General features: G+C 57.9%; 12 protein-coding genes. 10 read left to right on the plus strand and 2 right to left on the minus strand.

The window, feature by feature from the left end; all coding sequences use genetic code 11:
• Window positions 1-33: 33 nt before the first annotated feature.
• The 3 genes from Mal65_RS21335 to Mal65_RS21345 are packed head-to-tail and all read left to right on the plus strand — an operon-like array spanning window position 34 to window position 3,393.
• Window positions 34-645 (plus strand): RNA polymerase sigma factor, encoded by a 612-nt coding sequence (locus Mal65_RS21335; protein ID WP_165701441.1) that lies wholly within the window; start codon window positions 34-36, stop codon window positions 643-645.
• Between the two features lie 3 nt (window positions 646-648).
• Entirely contained in the window at window positions 649-2,274 is a 1,626-nt protein-coding gene (locus Mal65_RS21340) for a serine/threonine-protein kinase (protein ID WP_145305104.1), read from the plus strand.
• A gap of 21 nt (window positions 2,275-2,295) precedes the next feature.
• Window positions 2,296-3,393 (plus strand): hypothetical protein, encoded by a 1,098-nt coding sequence (locus Mal65_RS21345; protein WP_165701442.1) that lies wholly within the window; start codon window positions 2,296-2,298, stop codon window positions 3,391-3,393.
• Window positions 3,394-3,433: 40 nt separating this feature from the next.
• Here the strand turns inward: Mal65_RS21345 and trpE are convergent, their stop codons facing one another.
• Entirely contained in the window at window positions 3,434-4,957 is a 1,524-nt protein-coding gene (gene trpE / locus Mal65_RS21350; protein ID WP_145302350.1) for an anthranilate synthase component I, read from the minus strand.
• Window positions 4,958-5,456: 499 nt separating this feature from the next.
• On the opposite strand from trpE, the gene Mal65_RS21355 reads away from it, so the two are divergent.
• From Mal65_RS21355 to Mal65_RS27025, 7 genes are all read left to right on the plus strand, one after another.
• On the plus strand, window positions 5,457-6,050 hold the full coding sequence (locus Mal65_RS21355; protein ID WP_145302353.1) for a UvrB/UvrC motif-containing protein: 594 nt from the start codon (window positions 5,457-5,459) through the stop codon (window positions 6,048-6,050).
• Window positions 6,047-7,132, plus strand: a complete 1,086-nt coding sequence (locus Mal65_RS21360; RefSeq protein WP_145302356.1) for a protein arginine kinase — start codon at window positions 6,047-6,049, stop codon at window positions 7,130-7,132. Before Mal65_RS21355 ends, Mal65_RS21360 begins: the two co-directional genes overlap by 4 nt.
• 246 nt (window positions 7,133-7,378) lie before the next feature.
• On the plus strand, window positions 7,379-7,972 hold the full coding sequence (locus Mal65_RS21365; RefSeq protein WP_145302359.1) for an RNA polymerase sigma factor: 594 nt from the start codon (window positions 7,379-7,381) through the stop codon (window positions 7,970-7,972).
• A gap of 78 nt (window positions 7,973-8,050) precedes the next feature.
• On the plus strand, window positions 8,051-8,299 hold the full coding sequence (locus Mal65_RS21370) for a hypothetical protein (RefSeq protein WP_145302362.1): 249 nt from the start codon (window positions 8,051-8,053) through the stop codon (window positions 8,297-8,299).
• A 116-nt stretch (window positions 8,300-8,415) separates the two neighbouring features.
• Window positions 8,416-8,919: a hypothetical protein gene (locus Mal65_RS21375; RefSeq protein ID WP_145302365.1), complete on the plus strand. Its 504-nt coding sequence runs from the start codon at window positions 8,416-8,418 to the stop codon at window positions 8,917-8,919.
• Between the two features lie 119 nt (window positions 8,920-9,038).
• Window positions 9,039-9,905 (plus strand): hypothetical protein, encoded by an 867-nt coding sequence (locus tag Mal65_RS21380; RefSeq protein WP_145302367.1) that lies wholly within the window; start codon window positions 9,039-9,041, stop codon window positions 9,903-9,905.
• Between the two features lie 511 nt (window positions 9,906-10,416).
• Window positions 10,417-16,716, plus strand: a complete 6,300-nt coding sequence (locus Mal65_RS27025) for a choice-of-anchor I family protein (RefSeq protein ID WP_196784356.1) — start codon at window positions 10,417-10,419, stop codon at window positions 16,714-16,716.
• Between the two features lie 27 nt (window positions 16,717-16,743).
• On the opposite strand, the gene Mal65_RS21390 is transcribed toward Mal65_RS27025, so the two are convergent.
• Window positions 16,744-19,761, minus strand: coding sequence for a hypothetical protein (locus Mal65_RS21390; RefSeq protein ID WP_145302370.1), 3,018 nt, complete (start codon window positions 19,759-19,761; stop codon window positions 16,744-16,746).
• Window positions 19,762-19,948: the final 187 nt, after the last annotated feature.

Here is a 19,948-nt window from a genome sequence, read left to right on the forward strand (position 1 = left end):
GATCGCCAACCGCCGGACCCCATGCCCGTGTCGATGACCGAGTCGCCCGAAACCCGCCACAGCCTGCTGGTCCGTCTGAAAGACCGCGATGACCAGCTGGCGTGGTCGGAGTTTTATGACATCTACGAGCCGTTGATCTATCGGCTGGCGACCACCTGTGGATTGCAAGATGCCGATGCACGAGAGGTCGTCCAGTCGGTCTGTTTGGCGGTCAGCCGTTCGATCGGACAGTTCGAACACGGCGGCCGGCCTGGCTGCTTTCGGGCCTGGTTGCGAACAGTGACTCGCAACCAAACGATCAATCAACTGAAACAGGCTTCGCGTCAACGAGTGGTCAGCGACGACGCGACCGCCATCCAGTGGGACCAGCTGATGTGCAGCGGTGATCCACCGGACGAGATCATCCGGCGCAAGTTTGATGATGAACATCGTCGCCAAATCTTCTGTTGGGCCACCGAGACCCTGCGGCCCCGATTCAGCCCGGTGAATTGGCAGGCTTTTTGGCGGACCAGCGTCCAAGGCGAACCGATCGACTTGGTCGCACACGATTTAAATTTGTCAAGGTCGCAGGTGCATGTGGCGCGATGCCGCATTGTCGCCCGGATCCGCCAGCTTGTTGAACAACACACTGCACCGGAGCCATGAGAGATGATTCGATTGCCCGAACATTGTCCAACGGCATGGCTGTCCGACCTGTTGGATCAAACCTTGGCCCCGGATCGAGAATCCGAGATCACCAAGCATCTGGAAACCTGTCAATCTTGCCAGATTCGATTGCAATCCTTGGCGGCCGATGATGCCGTTTGGATCCAGACTCGGCGTTACCTGTCCGATGGTGCGTTGCAGTCAACGGTCCATCCTTGGCGAACCGAGTCGGTTTCCCCGGAAGACCAGATCCGGCGTTTTTTGCCGCACCTTGCTCCGTCGGATTGCCCGGACAGCCTGGGACAACTGGACGGATACGAAGTCGACAGTTTGATCGGGTGGGGAGGCATGGGCTTTGTGTTGAAAGCGATTGACCCGCGTCTTTCACGCCCGGTGGCCGTGAAGGTCCTGCATCCACATTTGGCCGCCAACGGGCCGGCACGTCAGCGTTTTAGCCGTGAGGCTCGAGCGGCCGCTGCCGTCAACCATGCGTCGGTTGTTCCGATCCATGCCGTCGACGCGGACCACGATCCGCCATACCTGGTGATGGCCTTCATTCCCGGTGGATCCCTCCAAGACCGCATCGATGCCCATGGTCCGTTGGAAATCGACGAATGCCTGCGGGTCGGTCTACAGATTGCCGAAGGCTTGGCGGCTGCCCATCGCCAGGGACTGGTCCATCGCGACATCAAACCGGCGAACATCTTGTTGGATCACGGCCAAGACCGCGCCATGCTGACGGATTTCGGTTTGGCCCAGGCGCTCGACGACGCAGGCCAAACCTGCAGTGGTACCATTGCCGGCACGCCCCAATACATGTCACCGGAACAGGCCCGGGGATTGCCAGTTGACGCACGGAGTGACGTTTTCAGCTTGGGCAGTGTTTTTTACGCCATGCTGACGGGCCGCCCCCCGTTTCGCGGGGACTCCAGTCTGCGGGTGCTGAACCAAATCCAAGAAGACACGCCACGTCCGATCGCTGCGATCCGTCCATCGATTCCAACCTGGTTGGATCGATTGGTGCAGCAGATGCTGGCCAAGAACCCCAAACGGCGTCTGCAATCGGCCGAGCAAACCGCGGCGCTGCTACGGCAATGCCTTTCACATCGTTCGGCCCCGCACGATCATCCGCTGCCGGTCGAACTATGCGATGCGGGGCGATTCCGGCCAGGGGCGTCTGCCGCACGTTTGGTGATCCCGATCGCACTGTTGCTATTGATGATGCTGTCGACCGTGGATTGGCCAACGATGGATTCCACTTCATTGCCCCCCACCGATCGCGAATCGTCCATCGACGTCCCGAAGATTCAACCTTCCACCAGCCCGCCGGCGACAATTGATCCGCCTCGTCCGTCGCCGCCGGCCGATTCGTTCGGCCCGGCCGACGCTCGTGGCCGAGAGATCCCACCGTTTGCGATCGATCCGACAAGACGGGCGGCCCCATCGGGTGCACCACCTGGCAGTGCGATCGACGCGTCGTCTCAGACTCCGATCGCCGCATCACCAGCACTTCGATCGATGCCGACGGACGTGACCGCTTGGGACGACGGACTGGAGCCTGTCCTATCCCAACTGCGTGAACGGCTTTCGCGCCTGAAACAACTTGAAACACACCCCAACCTCCCTTGATCCCCGATACCGGAGAAAGCAATGATGCGCGACCTAAAAAGATCGACCGTGACGACTTGGGCCTTCGTCGTTGTCGCCATTGCGGCGTTGCCTGCCGCGTACGTGATGGCTCAGCGATCGGACGCGTCCAGAAACGACACCGACCGTCGCCGGGATCGTCCCTCTTCGACACAACCCGATGCACCCGAGCGTCGTCACCAACAAGACAACCAGCGGCGCCCGCGTTCGGACCAACGTCTGCAGCCATTTGCCCTAACTTTTGGTGATGCACCGCAGGGACCAGGGAAGATCGTTCGACGAGACGTTCACCACGTCGGGCCTGTGTTCCCACAATCCGATGTACTTCGTCGATTGGATCAGGAAGCCCGCGAACTAGCCAACGCTTTTCGACGAGAGCACGATGAAGAGGGCAAAGAACGAATTCGTCGCGAGCTGATGGAGGTCACCGAACGAGCTTTTGCACAGCAAATGCAAACGCGTGAAAAAGAAATCGAACAGATGCGGCGGCAATTGGAAATCGTTCAAGAACACATGGAACAGCGTCATCGATTACGCGAGGAGATTATCAACCGTCGCGTCGCGGATCTCCTGGGCCAGCCCAGCCCATTGAATTGGGAGATGGGACCGATGCCCAACGTCACCGCGAATGCGGGCGACACCGGACTTCCGCTCGGTGCATCCCGTCGTGACAATCCAAACTGGCGGCCCAACGGATTCTCTTTTCCGACCACCGTTCGTCGTTTCGACCGGGAAACGGGCCGCGAGTTTGATGTGGACGTCAAAGTGTTTCGCGACGGACAAGATTTCGGCGACATCGCCCGCAAGCTGACCGAACGAATCACTCAACAAGCCAAATCACATGCGCGTGATAGTGCACGGGAATCAGCCGAGGAGGCACGGGAGCAGGTGATGAAGCTGCGACGCGAGATGGAAGAAATCCTTGACGACCTGAATGATCGATTCGAGGACGACGAAGAATTCGAACGTGAGGAGGTTGAAAGCCAAGAAGAAGAAGTTAGCTCGTCCCAAGACCGTAGCGAGGACGAACGGGATAGGGACGACCGTCGTGACCGGGACAACGATGACGACTGGAAAGACGACGACCGAAACGAAGACTGATATCGACCACTGTTCTGCTCTATCTGCCGATGCCGAAACGCTAGGGTCGGCATCGGCGTACGGCCATTTCGATCCCCGCGATCATGGCCTTCGCCTTATTCAGCGTTTCCTCGTACTCGGCATCGGGATCACTGTCGGCCACGACGCCACAACCGGCCTGAACATAGATCGTTCCGTCCTGAACGACCATGGTCCGCAGCGCCAAACAGGTGTCCATATTGCCGCGATAGTCGATATAGCCGACCGCGCCGCCGTATGGGCCGCGGCGATGCGGTTCGATTTCGTCGATGATTTGCATCGCGCGAACTTTCGGTGCGCCTGACACCGTACCGGCAGGCAGGCAGGCTTTGAGCGCGTCAAAGGCATCAACATCGTCGCGCAGTTGGCCTTGGACTTCGCTGCTGATGTGCATGACATGGCTATAGCGTTCGATCACCATGACTTCGGTCAGATCGACGGTGCCGAATTTGGCCACCCGGCCGACATCGTTTCGCCCCAAGTCAACCAGCATCACGTGTTCGGCACGTTCTTTGGGATCGGCCAATAATTCTCGTTCCAGTGCTTTGTCTTCCGCATCGTTCTTGCCGCGGCGCCGTGTCCCGGCCAGCGGGCGAACGGTCAGGCGACGATGATCCACACGGCACATGATTTCCGGGGAACATCCGACCAACGTGCATTGACGCGACCGAACAAAGAACATGAACGGGCTGGGATTGACCACTCGCAGTGAACGATAGATCTCCAGCGGATCGATGTCGGATTTGACGGACAAGCGTTGGCTGGGGACGACTTGAAAGATGTCACCGGCACGAATGTATTCGACGCACTTGCGAACGCCCTGACAAAACTCTTCTTTGGTGAAGTTGCTTCGAACTTCCAGGTGCGGCTGCGTGTCGTCGACCACCGCAACGCTTTGAACGGGAAAGCTGTGCGGTTGTGACAGCCGCCCGACGACGTCATCCACTTGGCGTTTGCCTTCGTCATAGGCCTGCTGGAAAACGTCGTTTCCGCCCACCGAATCTCCGTCGTCTTTCACATCGCGACAATCGACCAGATGGACGACCAGAATCGTCTTGTCGACGTGATCAAAGACGCACAGGGTGTGATAGAACTCGAAATCGAAATCGGGCAGTTGCCGATCATCCTGGGGCGCGTTGGGCAACTTTTCCGCATAACGCACCACATCGTATCCCGCGTACCCGATCGCGCCGCCGATGAATGGGGGCAAGCCCTCGGGGTCGGCGACGGTGAACTGAAAATACTTTCGAAAGCTATCCAGGGGATCATCGGACTGAAACGATTGGACCGTTTGATCGTCTGCGATGACCAGAACTTGATTTCCTGTCGCGGTAAAACGACGCATCGATTGTGTGGCCAGAAAACTGTAGCGTCCGACTTTTTCGCCGCCGACCACCGATTCGAACAGACAGGCCGGACCGCCGTCGTCCAGCAATTTGAACGCGGTCACCGGAGTCAGCGTATCACTGAGAACTCGCCGATAAACCGGCACGAAGTCGTGCCGCTGGGCCAGCGAACGAAAATCATCAAAGTTGGGCTGGTGCATGGGCTTGCGGTGGTGGTCGTCGTCGGTGGCGCCGGCTCCCTCGATCTAGCGGACCGGAATCGGCGAAACGGGGATCGGCGAAACGGGGATCGGCGAATCGGGGCTCCACGATCCAAGGAAATCCCGTCGGTGGCTTGAGTTCCTACCAGGCAAGAATCTTCAACGCCGCCGGGGGTTCGACAACGAATCGAAAAATTTTCGCCGTCGGCCTTCGCGCGGATACCGGCAAGTGTGGACGCCGATGAAGGACGTGCAAGCGGTCTGCCCGGCGAATTCGCCATCCGGTGCGGCGGAACCGATCCGTCAAAAGGACTTACGTTGACAGTGTTTATGGCCTCGATAGAATCCACAAATGACTGCCTGTGGGTGGTCTCGGATCGATTACCGGCCCGTCTGTGGCGCGGTCGGCGAGGTGTTGACCCGAATTTGGCGAGACGCCTGAACAAGGGTTTCGCCCCACGTTTTGATTTCGCCGGCTTGCGGGGGGGAAGCACGCGTCATGAAATGCCATTACTGTGAAAAACCGGCGACGTTCCATATCACCGAATTGACCGGTGACGACGGTCCGCAGGTGATGCACCTGTGTGAACTGCACGCCAAGCAGTTTTTGCAGAAAGAATCTGCCAGCCCGACCGCATCGCTGGCCGGTGTGATTGCGAAGCAGCTGCACTTGGGTCAAACCAAGGAAGAAATCGAACAGCTGGATCAAAAAGAGTGCCCGGTTTGCGGAATCAGCTTTTTCGAATTCCGCAACTCGGGGCGTCTGGGATGCCCCTATGATTACGTGCACTTCGAAGCCGATTTGAAGCCGTTGCTGATCAACATCCACGACGCCACCGAACACACCGGCAAACGGCCCCGACGCGCCGCGGCGACGGCCGACGCCCAAGCGGAAATGATCCAATTGCGGCGCGACATGGAAGAAGCGGTCGAACGTGAAGATTACGAATTGGCTTCGCAGATCCGCGACCGGTTGAAAGAAATGGAACCCGCCGTCATCGAAGACCCGGGCGATGCGTCCGGTCCTGCTGCTGAGAATCAGGAAGACGCCGGTGACGAACCTACCGAAAACAGCACGCAAGGACCCTCGTGAAGCTGCAAACTGACGTCAGTGATCTCGCGCACCGCAGTGGCGAATGGCTCCGTGGCACCGGCCCGGAATCCGACATCGTCATCAGCACTCGGATCCGATTGGCACGCAACCTGGCCGATTTTCCCTTCATCCGCCGCTGCAGCGATGAAGACCGCTTGAGCATCGAACGCACCGTCCGCAGCAAAATGGAATCGCTGCGTGGCTGGGACGAAATCTGCTACATCGATTTGGACCAACTGTCGGAAATTGATCGTCAATTGATGGTCGAACGACAGTTGATCAGCCGTGAAATCGCCGATGCCGATGGTTCCCGTGCCGTGGCCATCGATCCGTCGGAAAGATCCAGCGTGATGATCAACGAAGAAGATCATTTGCGGATTCAAGTGATGCACAGTGGTTTGGATTTGGATTCGGCATGGAACCGAATCAACGATCTGGACGACCAGCTGGAAGCCAAGATCCTGTACGCGTTTCATCCCCAATTTGGCTATCTGACCGCGTGTCCGACCAATGTGGGAACCGGATTACGGGTCAGTGTGATGCTTCACCTGCCGGGGTTGGTCATCACCGGTGAAATCGAAAAGGTGTTCCGCAGCATGCAGCGGATCAATGTCACCGTTCGCGGGCTGTACGGCGAAGGGTCCCAGTACACCGGTGATTTTTACCAGGTCAGCAACCAGGTCACGCTGGGGCACAGCGAAGAAGATTTGCTGAAACTGATCGGCGTCGAAGTGGTGCCGCGAATCATCGAATACGAACGCAAGGCTCGCGATTTTCTGGTGCATCAAGGCCAGCAAGACCTGCACGACGATGTCAGCCGCGCCCTGGGGATCCTGAGCACGGCCAAAAAGATCAGCAGCGAAGAAACGATGCACTACCTGTCCAAGGTTCGCATGGGCGTCAACTTGGGGCTGATCAGCGACGTTCAAACGGCAACGCTGAACAAGCTGTTCATTCACACCCAACCGGCTCACCTGCAGAAACTGCATGGTCGCGTGTTGACCTCATCGGACCGAAACATCCGGCGTGCGAGCTATTTGCAGCGTCATCTGTCGGGCGATGATAAATCGGATCTGAACTGACACCAGGATCAACGTCGATCCCGGCGGGCCCGAGTTTCTATCGGCCCGCACTGGGTTTCGGCTTTCCCGTCATGTCCCCATCCGATGGCGCCGTTTCGTAATCGCCCTCGGCTATGCGGATGATCGCGACTGAAATTGAAAAGGGTTTGCGGCGATCCGACGCGGGCGGCGACTCGAACTTTCCCCCCCGCGCCCCCTGATAGAATACCTTGTCCTGCAGCCCACCCCTTCCTCGCACTGACCGGCATGACTGACGGCGTGGACAACGAGTCCGACCTGATCACCGACGCCCTATCCGGCAATCGCGACGCCTTTGCGACGTTGGTGCGTCGCAATCAGGATCGCCTGTTCGCGTCGATGATCCAGGTGACCGGGTCGCCCGACGAAGCGGAGGAAGTGGTACAGGAGGCGTTCATCCGTGCCTTCGTGAAACTGGACACGTTCCAGCAAAACAGCCAGTTTTTCACTTGGCTGTATCGCATCGCCTTCAATACCGCACTGACGCGACGACGGCGCCAAAAAGTCAAAATTTCCCTGGACCAGGCACGTGAATCGGCCGGGCACGAGTTGACGGCAACCACCGACGCGGTGGACGAGAACCTGCTGCGTGCCGAGCGTGTCACCATGATCCGTGTCGCCATGGCGAGGTTGTCCGAAGACCATCGTTCGATTCTGGTCTTGCGAGAGATGGAGGGACATGACTACGAGAAGATAGCGGAGATTCTGTGCATCTCCATTGGCACCGTTCGCAGCCGGCTGAACCGCGCCCGACGCCAACTGAAACAACACTTGGAACAGTTGGAAGACGAACAGACCTCGCGTCCGCAATCGCGTCCCTAGCAACGTGGAAACGCCGTCCGGCCGACGTTCTGTTGATGACCAACGCCCGTTGACGATATCGATTCGACGATCGCGATCATGGACGACCCCCAACCGAGTCTGGATTTGACCAATTCGCCCAACGGCGGGCGACCGAAAGCAACCGAGGATTTGCCCCAGAGCAAACCGTTCCTGGGCATTCGATTCGAATGCTGTCGCACCTATGGCCGAATCTATTTGGATGATTCGGGGACGGCCTACGACGGTGCGTGCCCCAAATGCCGTCGTCGCATCCGAGTACCGGTGGGTCCCGGCGGTTCGTCGTCTCGCTTTTTTTCCGCCGGTTAGTTGACGCCACAGTTCGGCGGTGGCCTTCTGGCAAATTCGAACGCGGATTCCGCTTTTCGCGGCAGGCATCGTTTTGCTACCGTCGCGACGCGTCCCTCGATGTTGCACGGATCCGAATGCTTGGTGAATACAAAGTCAATCGATGCACCCGACGGTGTTTCACGCTCGGCCGTCCGCTGAAAGAAGCGGAATGGTATTACAGCGTCGTCATTGAAGACGGGGAACAGTTCGAACGCCGCGATTATTCCGCCGAAGCCTGGACCGAACCGCCCGAGGGTGCGATCGGCTGGTGGAAGAACCAAATGCCATCGGCGGAGAAGAAAAAGCTGACACTGGCGCCGCCGGAAGTTCTGATTCAATTACTACGGCAAATGAGCGATAACCCCGCGCAGGGCAAGAATCAGTACTTGCTGGCACTACTGCTGCTGCGCCGCAGAATCGTTCGTGAGGCGGCCGCCGGCGAAACAAGCCCGGAATCGCCGGACGTTCTGCGAATCGAAGTCAGCAGCGATGGCGACACGATGGAAATTCCGGTCGCCGAGATTCGACGAAGCGAAGTCGAGTCGCTGAATCAGAACCTGCAAGAGTTGCTGTATTGCGAGGTCGACGAAGATCAATGATTCGCACGACCGCGCCCCATCACAGTAATACTCCCAAACTTGGCCGCCAACTATCGGCCTGGTTGATGCTAGCTGTCGTTTTCGTATGCGGTGGTGCGACATGCATGCCACAACGAAAGGTGACTGATTTCCCCGCTCCACCACCGGTCCTATCCGATGTGCCGGAACTGAACGACGTCATCGCAGCGGTCAACCGGAACGACGCGGTCCAACAACTTTCGACAAACTCCGCATCGATCCAAGACATCCACCAAAAAACCCCTCGCTTTACCGCCAACGTCCATTTGCAACGCGAGAAGGACTTTCGGCTGCGGGCTAGCCTTCCCATCATCCTGGGATCGGGGTTGGACATCGGCAGCAACCGCGATGTGTTTTGGTTCGAGGTTCCCGACGGGATGAGCCGGACGATGTACTTCGCGCGTCATGACCAGTATCAAAATCAATTGCAGCACGCCGCGATCCCCGTCAATCCAGCGTGGCTGATCGAAGCGATCGGCTTGGTCCATTTGGATCCCGCCCTGGTCATTCAAGGTCCGGTGCGCCGCGACGATGGATTGTTGGAAATACGCAGCCGAATGCCCGACGGGATCCATCAACGCGTTTGCTACATCGATGCCGATGGTGGTTTCGTGACGCAACAACTATTGACGAAACCAACGATCGGCGGTGGTGAGATTCTGATTGCCGAAAGTCGCACGGCAGACCATCGTTTTTATGAAAATCCGGCCTGTGTGCTGCCGCATAAGATTCTGCTTCGTCTGCTTCCGACCGAAGCACCGGAGATGAATCTGATGATCGAAGTCGGTGACTACTCGGTGAATCAAATTTTGAGTGGTGACCCGAATCTATTTGTGATGCCTCAAACCGCGCCGAACATTCGCGATTTGACCAAGCTGTCTTTGGCCACACCGCCGGCCCCCACCGAAACCAGCTACACGCAACAGGCCACTTTGATCCCAGAGTATCGTGGCACGATGACTCGGTGAGCAAAATCAACAGGGTTTTTCACCTACTTGATTCCAAGGGCGTGTTTGGACGCACCTTCGACCGATGGCTTCCAAAGGCTGACATTCAACCGGTCAACCACACGCCTCCACGCAACTTAATAGACCCTGTCGTCAAGTAGACATTGACGCAAAAAATGTTCGCCAAAAGACGCGGCACGGCAACATTATCACCTATCGGTCCGCATTGCCCGCCTGCTGCATTGGCATGCTCACCAAGACTTCACCATTCAGCGTGAAGATCTTCACGACAGCTTCTCCACGGCCCTCGTTTCGCGTCGACTTCGCGTCGACTTCGCGTCTTTCTTCACTCAATCATTTCGTCGAATCGGTCAAGCATTGATTTCGATGAATTCTCGATGACGACCGCCAAAGTTTCAGTGAAGATTCAACTAATCCGAAAGATCGCCCAAACATCAATTCTTAGACTACCGGCCCAATCGAACGCGTGTACGCGTGTCATGGCATCGTAAATACCCCCTATGAGATTCTCATGCATCGATACAACGGTCTTCAGCGGTCTGCCGACAATCAAAAGCAACGAAATAACCCACGAAGCAACCGACATACACGTCGCCAGTTTCTGCTTCAGCAACTAGAGAATCGGCAATTGCTGGCAGCTGCCCCCTTCAGCGAAAACTTCGACGGTTTCACCGGTGCGGGCATTGTTTCTTCACCAGTGCCGGGTCAACTAAACAGCAACGATTGGCGCGTCGTGGGAGCCAGCGATGGAGACACGAGTTTTGGCGGTGATTTCTCCAGTGGTGATCATGCCCGCGGTGCTTCCACAGGTGGCGTCACCACGGGAGGCGTTTATGCCTTTGACGTCGGTAGCGGCAACACCGCACTTGGTATCCAGCCCGGTGGAAGCGATTACACCCCAGGCAATCTCACCCTAAAGATTGACAACACTAGCGACGCAACACAGAGCAACTGGAGCGTTGATTTTACCATTTGGAGTTACAACGACACCGACCGAGCCAACAACGTTCTGTTCCAGTATTCCACCGACGACGTGAACTACACACCGGTTGCGGCGGCGGACTTCATCACGGGCGAAGCCGCCTCGGGGACCCCGGCTTGGGAATCCGTGGGACGCAGTTTGATGTTGCCGGTTTCGGTCCCCGCCGGAACATCGTTGTACCTCCAGTGGACCACCGACGATGTTTCGGGCGGCGGAAGCCGTGACGAAATCGCGGTGGACGATATCGCAGTGGCGCCGGAGGCGACGGTCGACAATTTCACACTTCAAATTTTGCACGCATCTGATTTGGAAGGTGGCGTCGAAGCCATCGAGCGAGCAGCAAACTTCGCGACGCTGGTCGACCACTTTGAAGGTCAAACGGCCGACTTTGACGGCAGCGTATTGCTATCAGCCGGTGACAACTATATCGGCGGACCCTTTTTCAGCGGGGCAGGGGACTTTGCAGTTCGTGACGAATTGCAAGCCGCCTATCAGACTTTGTTTGGAGAACCGGGTCTGAACAATATCCGCGAAGGTGGTGGACGCATCGACATTTCCATCATGAACATCCTGGGCTTTGACGCATCGGCGATCGGCAACCATGAGTTTGACTTTGGAAGTGATACCTTTGAAGGACTGATCGAAGAAGACATTCGGGGCGGCACACTTGGCGACGTTCGCTGGCTGGGTGCTCAGTTCCCATATTTGTCGGCAAACCTTGATTTCAGTGGTGACGCCGATCTGGGCAATTTGTTCACATCCGACATCTTGCCGAACACTGCGTTCCAAGCCGACCTCGGCGACTTAGCGGCAACGGGCGCTCTTCGGAAAATCGCCCCGGCAACGTTGGTCCAGACCGGCGGAGAAACCATCGGCGTGGTGGGTGCCACCACGCAGCTGTTGGAAAGCATTTCGTCCCCCTCGGGAACCCTCGGTACGGCCGGAACGGTCAATGACATGCCGGCATTGGCGGCGGTCCTACAACCGGTGATTGATGATATCCTTAATGGCGACGATGACGTTGCGGGTAACAGCGACGACGTTAACAAGGTCGTGCTGGTCAGCCACCTGCAGCAACTGGCGCTGGAAGAGGCGTTGATCGGATTGCTGTCCGGCGTCGACGTGGTCATTGCAGGCGGAAGCGATACATTGCTGGCCGACGGCGACGATGTTCTGCGTCCCGGCGACACCGCCGAAGGCTCCTATCCAGTGATGACAAGCAACCTGGACACCGACCCGGCGTTAATCGTCAGCACCGATGGGGAGTACAGCTACCTGGGGCGTTTGGTGATCGATTTTGATGCCAACGGTCTTGTCATTCCGGGATCGGTCCAAGAACCGATCAGCGGCGCCTATGCAACCACCGATGCGAACACTTTGGCGGTGGTGGGAGGTGCAACCATTGAAGACGCGGTCGCCGCCAGCACCAAAGGCACCGAAGTCAAGAAACTGACCGACGCGGTCAGCGGCGTCGTCGTTGCTAAGGACAGCAACATCGTCGGTCGGACCGGCGTGTACCTGGAAGGAAACCGCAGCGAGATTAGGACTCAGGAAACCAACATCGGGAACCTGACCGCCGATGCCAACCTGGCTTATGCCCAGTCGATCGATGCGACGGTGCTTGTATCCATCAAGAATGGTGGGGGCATCCGCGCCCCGATCGGCGAGGTCGATAGCATCACAGGTGAACTGCTGCCGCCGCAGGGCAACGCAGCCGCCGGCAAAGCAGTCGGCGACATTTCACAACTGGACATCGAAAACACGCTGCGATTCAACAATGGGTTAACGTTGCTGGATTTGACACTTGCCGAGTTGGTGCAGGTCGTTGAACACGGTGTCGCCGCCTCCGGCCCGGGCAACACCCCCGGACAGTTCCCACAGATCGGCGGCATGCGATTCAGTTATGACACCAGTCTGCCATCGGGAAGTCGCGTCCAGAGCCTGGCATTGACTGACGAATTGGGTAACGTCAGCAAGGTTGTGATGGAAGACGGCGGAATGTTGGCTGACCCCAACGAAGTGATCCGCATCGTCACCCTGAACTTTTTGGCCGACGGTGGCGACAGCTATCCCTTTGACGTTTTCGGGGAAAACCGAGTCGACTTGGTTGATCCGGCGGGCCCGGCAGGAGCGGCCACCTTTGCCAACCCGGGCAGCGAACAGGATGCATTGGCCGAATACTTGCTGGCCAACCACGCCACCGTGCCTTACTACACCAACGACACGCCGGTCCAGCAAGACCGACGCATTGTAGATCTAGCTTCCAACGGCATGATCGATACGGTCACCACGGACGTCGCCAGCGGCGAATTAGAACTGGTCGATCTTGGCCAGATCTCGCTAGCCGGTGCCGAGATTGTTGTCTACGACGATGCGCGTGCGTTGGCGTTTGTGACCTTCGCCGGAGGCGTTCAAGTCATCGACATGTCCAACCCCGCCGCACCGGCGTTGGTCGGACCAATCGCACCATCGGCCAGCACCGGAGCAACCGATGAAGTCACCAGCGTGGCCGTCCACGGCGACCTCTTGGCTATGGCGGTTCCGGATGCCGACAAGACGTTGCCCGGTCACGTGTTCTTGTACGATCTGTCGGCGTACACCAATGCGATCAGCCAAATCGTCTTCGTCAACGCAGTGCAAGTTGGGGCACTTCCCGACATGATCACGTTCACGCCGGACGGTTCACAGATCGTCGTTGCCAATGAAGGTGAACCCACCGACGAAGGACGTTTGGCATCCATGATGACGGGCTTGGCTGGCTTTGAAGTCCAGCCGATCTTTACGGTCGCAGATGTCATCTCTGGGACGACGGGCGCGTTGAATGCGACCACGGCGGGTGACTACCAACCGGTCGGGATCCTGGACGGACTGGGGGCCTATGAACTGGATGCCAACACCATCCGCGTCTTTGCCAACCATGAATTGACATCCAACGTCGGTGCGGAATTCAATCTTGCCAACAACGCCACACTGACCGGCGCACGCATCAGCTACTTCGACATCGACAAGGCCACTCGTCAAATCGTCGACAGCGGACTCGCCTTTGACACCATCGTCAACGCCGCAGGTGTCGCTGTTGATGACGCCAATAAGGGTGGCATCGGTGACGGTGGTGGGCTGGCCCGCCTGTGCAGCGGAATCTTAGTCGAGGCAGGATCCTATAATTTCGTCGACACCATCTACTTCGCCGGCGAAGAAGACAGCAACGCCAATGGTGGACTCGGTGGACTGGAATACGCCCTCGACGCCGCCAACGGAACCCTCTATGCCCTGCCGGCACTCGGATACGCCGCCTGGGAAAACGTCACCCCCATCGACACCGGGGACGCCGGCAAGACCGCACTGTTAATCGGCGACGACCGCGAAGCGGCACCGTTGTACCTGTGGGTCGGCGACAAAGACGTGTCCGTGGGTGCCGGGTTCTTGGAACGAAACGGGCTGACCAACGGAACCCTGTACGCCTGGAAGGCGGACGACGGATCCCAAGACCCGTCCGATTGGGCCGGAACCGGGTCCAGTCGGGCTGGAACCTGGGTGGCCATGACCAACACGACCTCCATCGCCGCACAGGATGCCGAAATCGACGCCAACGGCGCGTTCGAGTTCTCGCGTCCCGAAGACGTTGCCACCGACCCGTCCGATGGCAGCCGCGCCGTATTGGCATCGACCGGACGCACCGGGTTTGCCGGTGACGCCGACCTATGGGGAACGACCTACCTGGTCGATATCACCTTCGCCGCCGGCGTTCCGACGGTCGCCACGTTGGACATCATTTACGATGGCGACGACGCTGGTTCAGGCCAATTCGCCGGCCCTGATTTTGGACTCCGCAGCCCGGACAACCTGGACTGGGCCGATGACGGGCTGATCTACATCCAAGAAGACAGAAGCGTTGGCGCTTTTGGCGACGAAAGCGGCGAAGAAGCAAGCATCTGGCGGATCGATCCGAACAACGGCCTGCTGGAACGTGTCGGACAGATCGATCGTACCGCTGTGTTGCCCAGTGACGCGACCGACGGCGACCCGACGGACCTGGGCGATTGGGAATCGTCGGGGATCATCGACGTTTCCGGCTTGTTCGGCGAAGCCGCCGGATCGTTGTTCTTGTTCGATGTTCAAGCCCACTCGGTGCGTGACGGTGCAATCGGCGGCAACGCGGCTCTGGTCCAGGGAGGCCAATTGAGTTTTTTGACCAATGCCTTTGCGACCTCAACGCAGCCGACCAGCGATCCGGTCGGTTCGGTATCAATCATTGATGTGTCCGCTGGTGCGGCGTCGGCGACGGCAAACCAGGTCGGTTTCAGTCAGTTCAATGGCACCGAGGCTGAATTGCGTGACATGGGCGTCCGTATCTTCCCCGGTAAGAGTGCATCACAGGACTTTGAACCGGAGTACATCACAGTGGCCCCGGATGGTTCAACCGCCTATGTGACGCTGCAGGAAGCCAATGCGGTGGCCGTTTTGAACCTAAGTACCCAGACTTTCAGTGACATCTTGCCTCTGGGGCTGAAAGACCACACGTTGCCTTTCAACATGCTGGACCCCAGCAATCGCGACAGCGGCATTGAACTACAAAACGCTCCGGTTTTCGGCATGTACATGCCCGACGCCATCGCATCGTTTGCTGTCGGTGGACAAACCTATTTTGTCACAGCCAACGAAGGTGACGGTCGCGACATCGACGAAACCCGCATTGGGGACTACAGCGTTTCCGAACTTGATCCTTCCGCCACCTTGCTGGGAACGACCGTGCAGGCCGATGTCCAGGATGACGCTGTCTTGGGCCGTTTGAAGTCATCGAATGTCGATGGCGACCTGGATGGCGATGGCGATATCGACAAATTACACGTTTACGGTGGTCGATCGATGTCAATCTTCGATTCCACGGGCAATCTGGTGTTCGATAGCGGTGACCTGATTGGTCGTGTTACTGCAGCGATGACGCCCACGCTGTTCAACGCGAACGACGGAGATCCCGGCGAATTTGATGACCGAAGCGACGACAAAGGTGCCGAACCCGAGGGTGTAACCTTGGCAACGATCGGCAGTCAAACCTATGCTTTTTTGGGCCTGGAGCGTGCTGGCGGGGGAGTGATGATCTTCAACATCACTGACCCCATGAATGCTCAGTTCGTTGGCTACACCCGAGTAGATGGCGATGTCGCACCGGAAGGCTTGACCTTCGTCCCAAGCGGCCCAGGGGGCACGCCTTTGTTGTTGGTGACCAACGAGGAAAGCAACAACATGCGGGTCTTCGGCGTCCAAACGGTTGCACCGGAGGTCGCTAATGTGACCGTCAACGACGGCGCCGATCAGCGATCGATGGTGACATCACTGACGGTCCAATTCACTCAAGCGGTGGACATCGCCAGCGATGCTTTCAAGTTGGAAAACACAACGGATAACATCGAAATCGACTTATCGGCTGCATCGATCGTCCAGGTATCGCCGAAGATCGTAAGAATTGAATTCGGTGCCGGTGGCATGTCGCCTTCTATCGATGCCCGACCGACCGGCAACAGCCTGGCCGACGGAAACTATCGCTTGACGGTGGATAGCACCAAGGTTACGTCGCAAGTGGACTTGACGACCGCCATGCTGGCGGACGAAGTCTTCGGTGACGACGCGGCCGACGGCTTGTTCCGTCTGTTCGGCGATATCAATGGTGACCGTGGCGTCGGGATCACGGACTTCGCAGATTTCCGCGCGTCGTTTGGAGCTACGGAAGCCGATGCAGCCTATATCGATGAATTCAATGTCGACGGCGATATTGGGATAGGAATCCAGGATTTTGCCGCGTTTCGTGCGAACTTTGGTCAAATGATCTAACTGAGTCAACAATGATTTCTATCAAGGTCATTTCCTGAACCTCGCCACCTGTTGATGTAGGTGGAGATCCGCCGGGGTATCCAACAAGCAGGCTTGCTCGATTGCAGCGGCCTGCTTGTTTTTGTTTTGGCGATACAAGATTTCCGCCAACGTATCGCGATAGATGGCGCTGTCGGGTTCCAGACGCACCGCCCGGGATGCCCACTGCTGGGCAAGCGGCAAATGGCTGTCGTTGACCGCCAGTACCCAGGCCAGATTATTCAGCATCATGGCGTCGCTGGGAAAGTTGGCAAAGTGCTGATGGCCCAAGTCCGTGATTCGATCCAGCGTTTTGGTTACCAAACCGTCCATGCCGGCCTCGGCCGCTTTAGGCAGCAACCGTTCGACGTGATCGATTGCCAACGGATCCAGCTTTGATATGAAAGCCAGCGATCTGTCGACCGCTTCTTCGTCGCCGGATTCGATTGCCGCTTGCATCCGATACCCCTCGACGACCGTGGGATACCAGACGAAGGTGACTTCGGATCGATCAGGGACGTCCAAGAGTGTGGCCACGGCTTGGTCCAAGATCATCGCGGCATCAAAAGGACGCGTTTCGTGAATCATCTCGGCGTAGGTGTGCACCGCTGCCGAAAAGTCACGTGCATGCTTGGGATCAAGCGCTGTCAACGCCAACAGTCCCTGGTACGCGGCTTTAGCCTCCGCATCCAGACCATGCGTCACCAGGTAATCGATCACACGCCTGCGATGACGCGGTTGGGGGGAACAAAGCAACAACTGCATGGTCCGGTCGCTGTGCAGACTGGCCGAAGCGTCCGTTCCCTGTTTCGCCAAGCGCCACTGTGCCGCCAGGATTCGCACGGCCAGCGCTTCGTCATCGGCGCTGGGCGAGGGCGTCGTTGTCGTTTGCACTTGGTGCAAGATCTGTTCGAAAATTTGGCGATAGATCGTCGCTGCCGTCTGATCGTCACCGGAGAACTGTTGTCGCTCGGCCAGCAGGAACATTGCCCGGCGATCACCACGCCGCACCAATTCCGTCTGCCACAGATCAGCCAAGTCTTGCCGGCCCAACCGCTGGAACATCAGCGGGTAACCCGAGTGAATTTCGGGTTCCGCTATCGAGCGGGTGAGCCGACTGCGTCGGTTGGTCGCCGGCGCGGTCATCAGCATGTGACTGAACCGATCCAAATCAATCGCCGAATCCCACGAATGTGGCAACCGGCCGCGCAGTAAATCGGCGGTCCACCGATTGCGTGTCCTGACGCTTGATCCGGCATGAGACAATGCCAACACTTGGCTGATGCGTCCCCACATGCTGCCGTTGGCACCTTCATCGCCAAAAAAACTGGCAAGCACGCTGGCCGTCGATTCGCTGACTTGATCGTCATCGGAGTCATGTGCAAAGCGAACCGCCCAATCCAGTTCGCCGGCCTGCTGAAGCGACCAGCAAACCAACAATCGCGATGGATAGCGCCCGATACTGGTCTGGCGACAAAGTTCTTGGCACACTTGCCACGCCAAATCTCGCCGCCCGCACCACAACAAACTTCGAATCACCAACTGGACATGGTTCACATCGGTCGTTGAGTCTTCGGTGCCAGACGCAAGGCGTTCCAACCAATCCCCCGTCGCTTGGTTTAGTTGCCGTGCCATATGATTCGAACGATCGCCGGCAATTTCGTTTGTGTCATCGGCGAAGCCAATGGCTTTGAAAACATCCCGATAGCGTGATGACGCACGGGCCAAGTTTGCGGCACCATCGGGATCAGTTTCTGACAGGACTTCAATGGCCAAATCGATTTCGCCGCAGCTGGCAAGCGTTCCCCAACGCAGCTGACCGATCAACGCGGCCTGATTACGATCCACTCCGGCGGCGACGTCCTTGGTATTCCACTGGGTCCCGGTCAGGGCGTCGATCGCATCTTGGCGTCGCGACAAATCACCGGCACGATGTGCGGCGACCAAGCGACGGCTTTGGTGACGCGTCCACGACAACGAACGTGGCGGACCGATGGCCGACATCGCGGATCCATCCACTTCATCCAACCATTCGCATAGTTCGCGCCAGCGACCGTCCAAGGCCATACAGCGATATCGTAACTCACGCAGTTGTTTCAAGTATTCGCCGTCCGACGCGCCTTCATCGGTGATGCCTGGCCTAATTTGCGTCCCACCCATCCGATCCGCATTTTTCTGTTCACTGCGAAGTGCAGATTCGGCCAATTCGATCGCATCGTCACGTCGTCCCAAGGCGTCCAATACCTGGATGCGATTGACCGTCTGTTGGTTGCCCGACCAACGTTGGGAACGATCGGGCAGCAACGTGTCATCGGAAACGGGCATGCCCATGACTTGCATCACTTCAGCACGGCACACCAACATCGACGGTGATTCGGCCACGCGGTCGATCAGGTCTACCAGGTCAGGGACCCTGTCACCCGAGACGGCCATGGCGACCAACAACGGATACAGGTTTTCAATCGACGTGGCGGCACGGTCGCGTAAACCGTCCCATGCGGGTGTCCCACTGGATTCATCCAACGCAACTGCAGCGGCTTCGAAGCGACCAGCCTTTAACAACAAGTCCATCGCTTCGGCCGGATCGACCTCTTGTAACCGCTTGGACAATTCTGCGGGAGTCTCAGGCAAAATTCCCCGTCGCCATCGTTCCAAGATCCATTGAGCCCGGCCGGAAACTTCCGGATCTGGATCACGCACCGCTTCACGCACCCACTTTTGAGTCGCATCACGATGACGCCACATCTGCAACGTCGTACGTTGACGCATTCGATAATCGTCCGACGACAGTTGTTCGGGTGCCCAAGCGCCCTCGGTCGCCATGACCGGTGGTGGCGTTTCGGCCTGGCCGGTCACATCTGACGTGTTTCGTTGATGATGTGCGGCCGAAGGGTCCTGCTGATCCGCCGCCGTTGCCGGGATCGTCTGAAACGGGATCACCAGCCCCCAAACCGCCAGCACCAGCCCCGTCCGGCACGCGCGACGACACAGACCATTCGATCGCAGTTGTCGATAATGCAAAGACACGATCCCGTTGTTAGAAAATCCATACGATTGACGCCGGCGTTCCTGAGCATTCGTTCAGGAGAAACACAGCGTCCGATCACCATCGTCCGGTGTGGGGCGGCCTTGCGATGGTCAGCTCCCGCGATACATCGCCAGTCATTGAAACCCGGAAGCATTGATGAAGTTTAGCCGATGGTCCAGAAAAAGG

The organism is Crateriforma conspicua (assembly GCF_007752935.1).
Classification (GTDB): Bacteria; Planctomycetota; Planctomycetia; order Pirellulales; family Pirellulaceae; genus Crateriforma; species Crateriforma conspicua.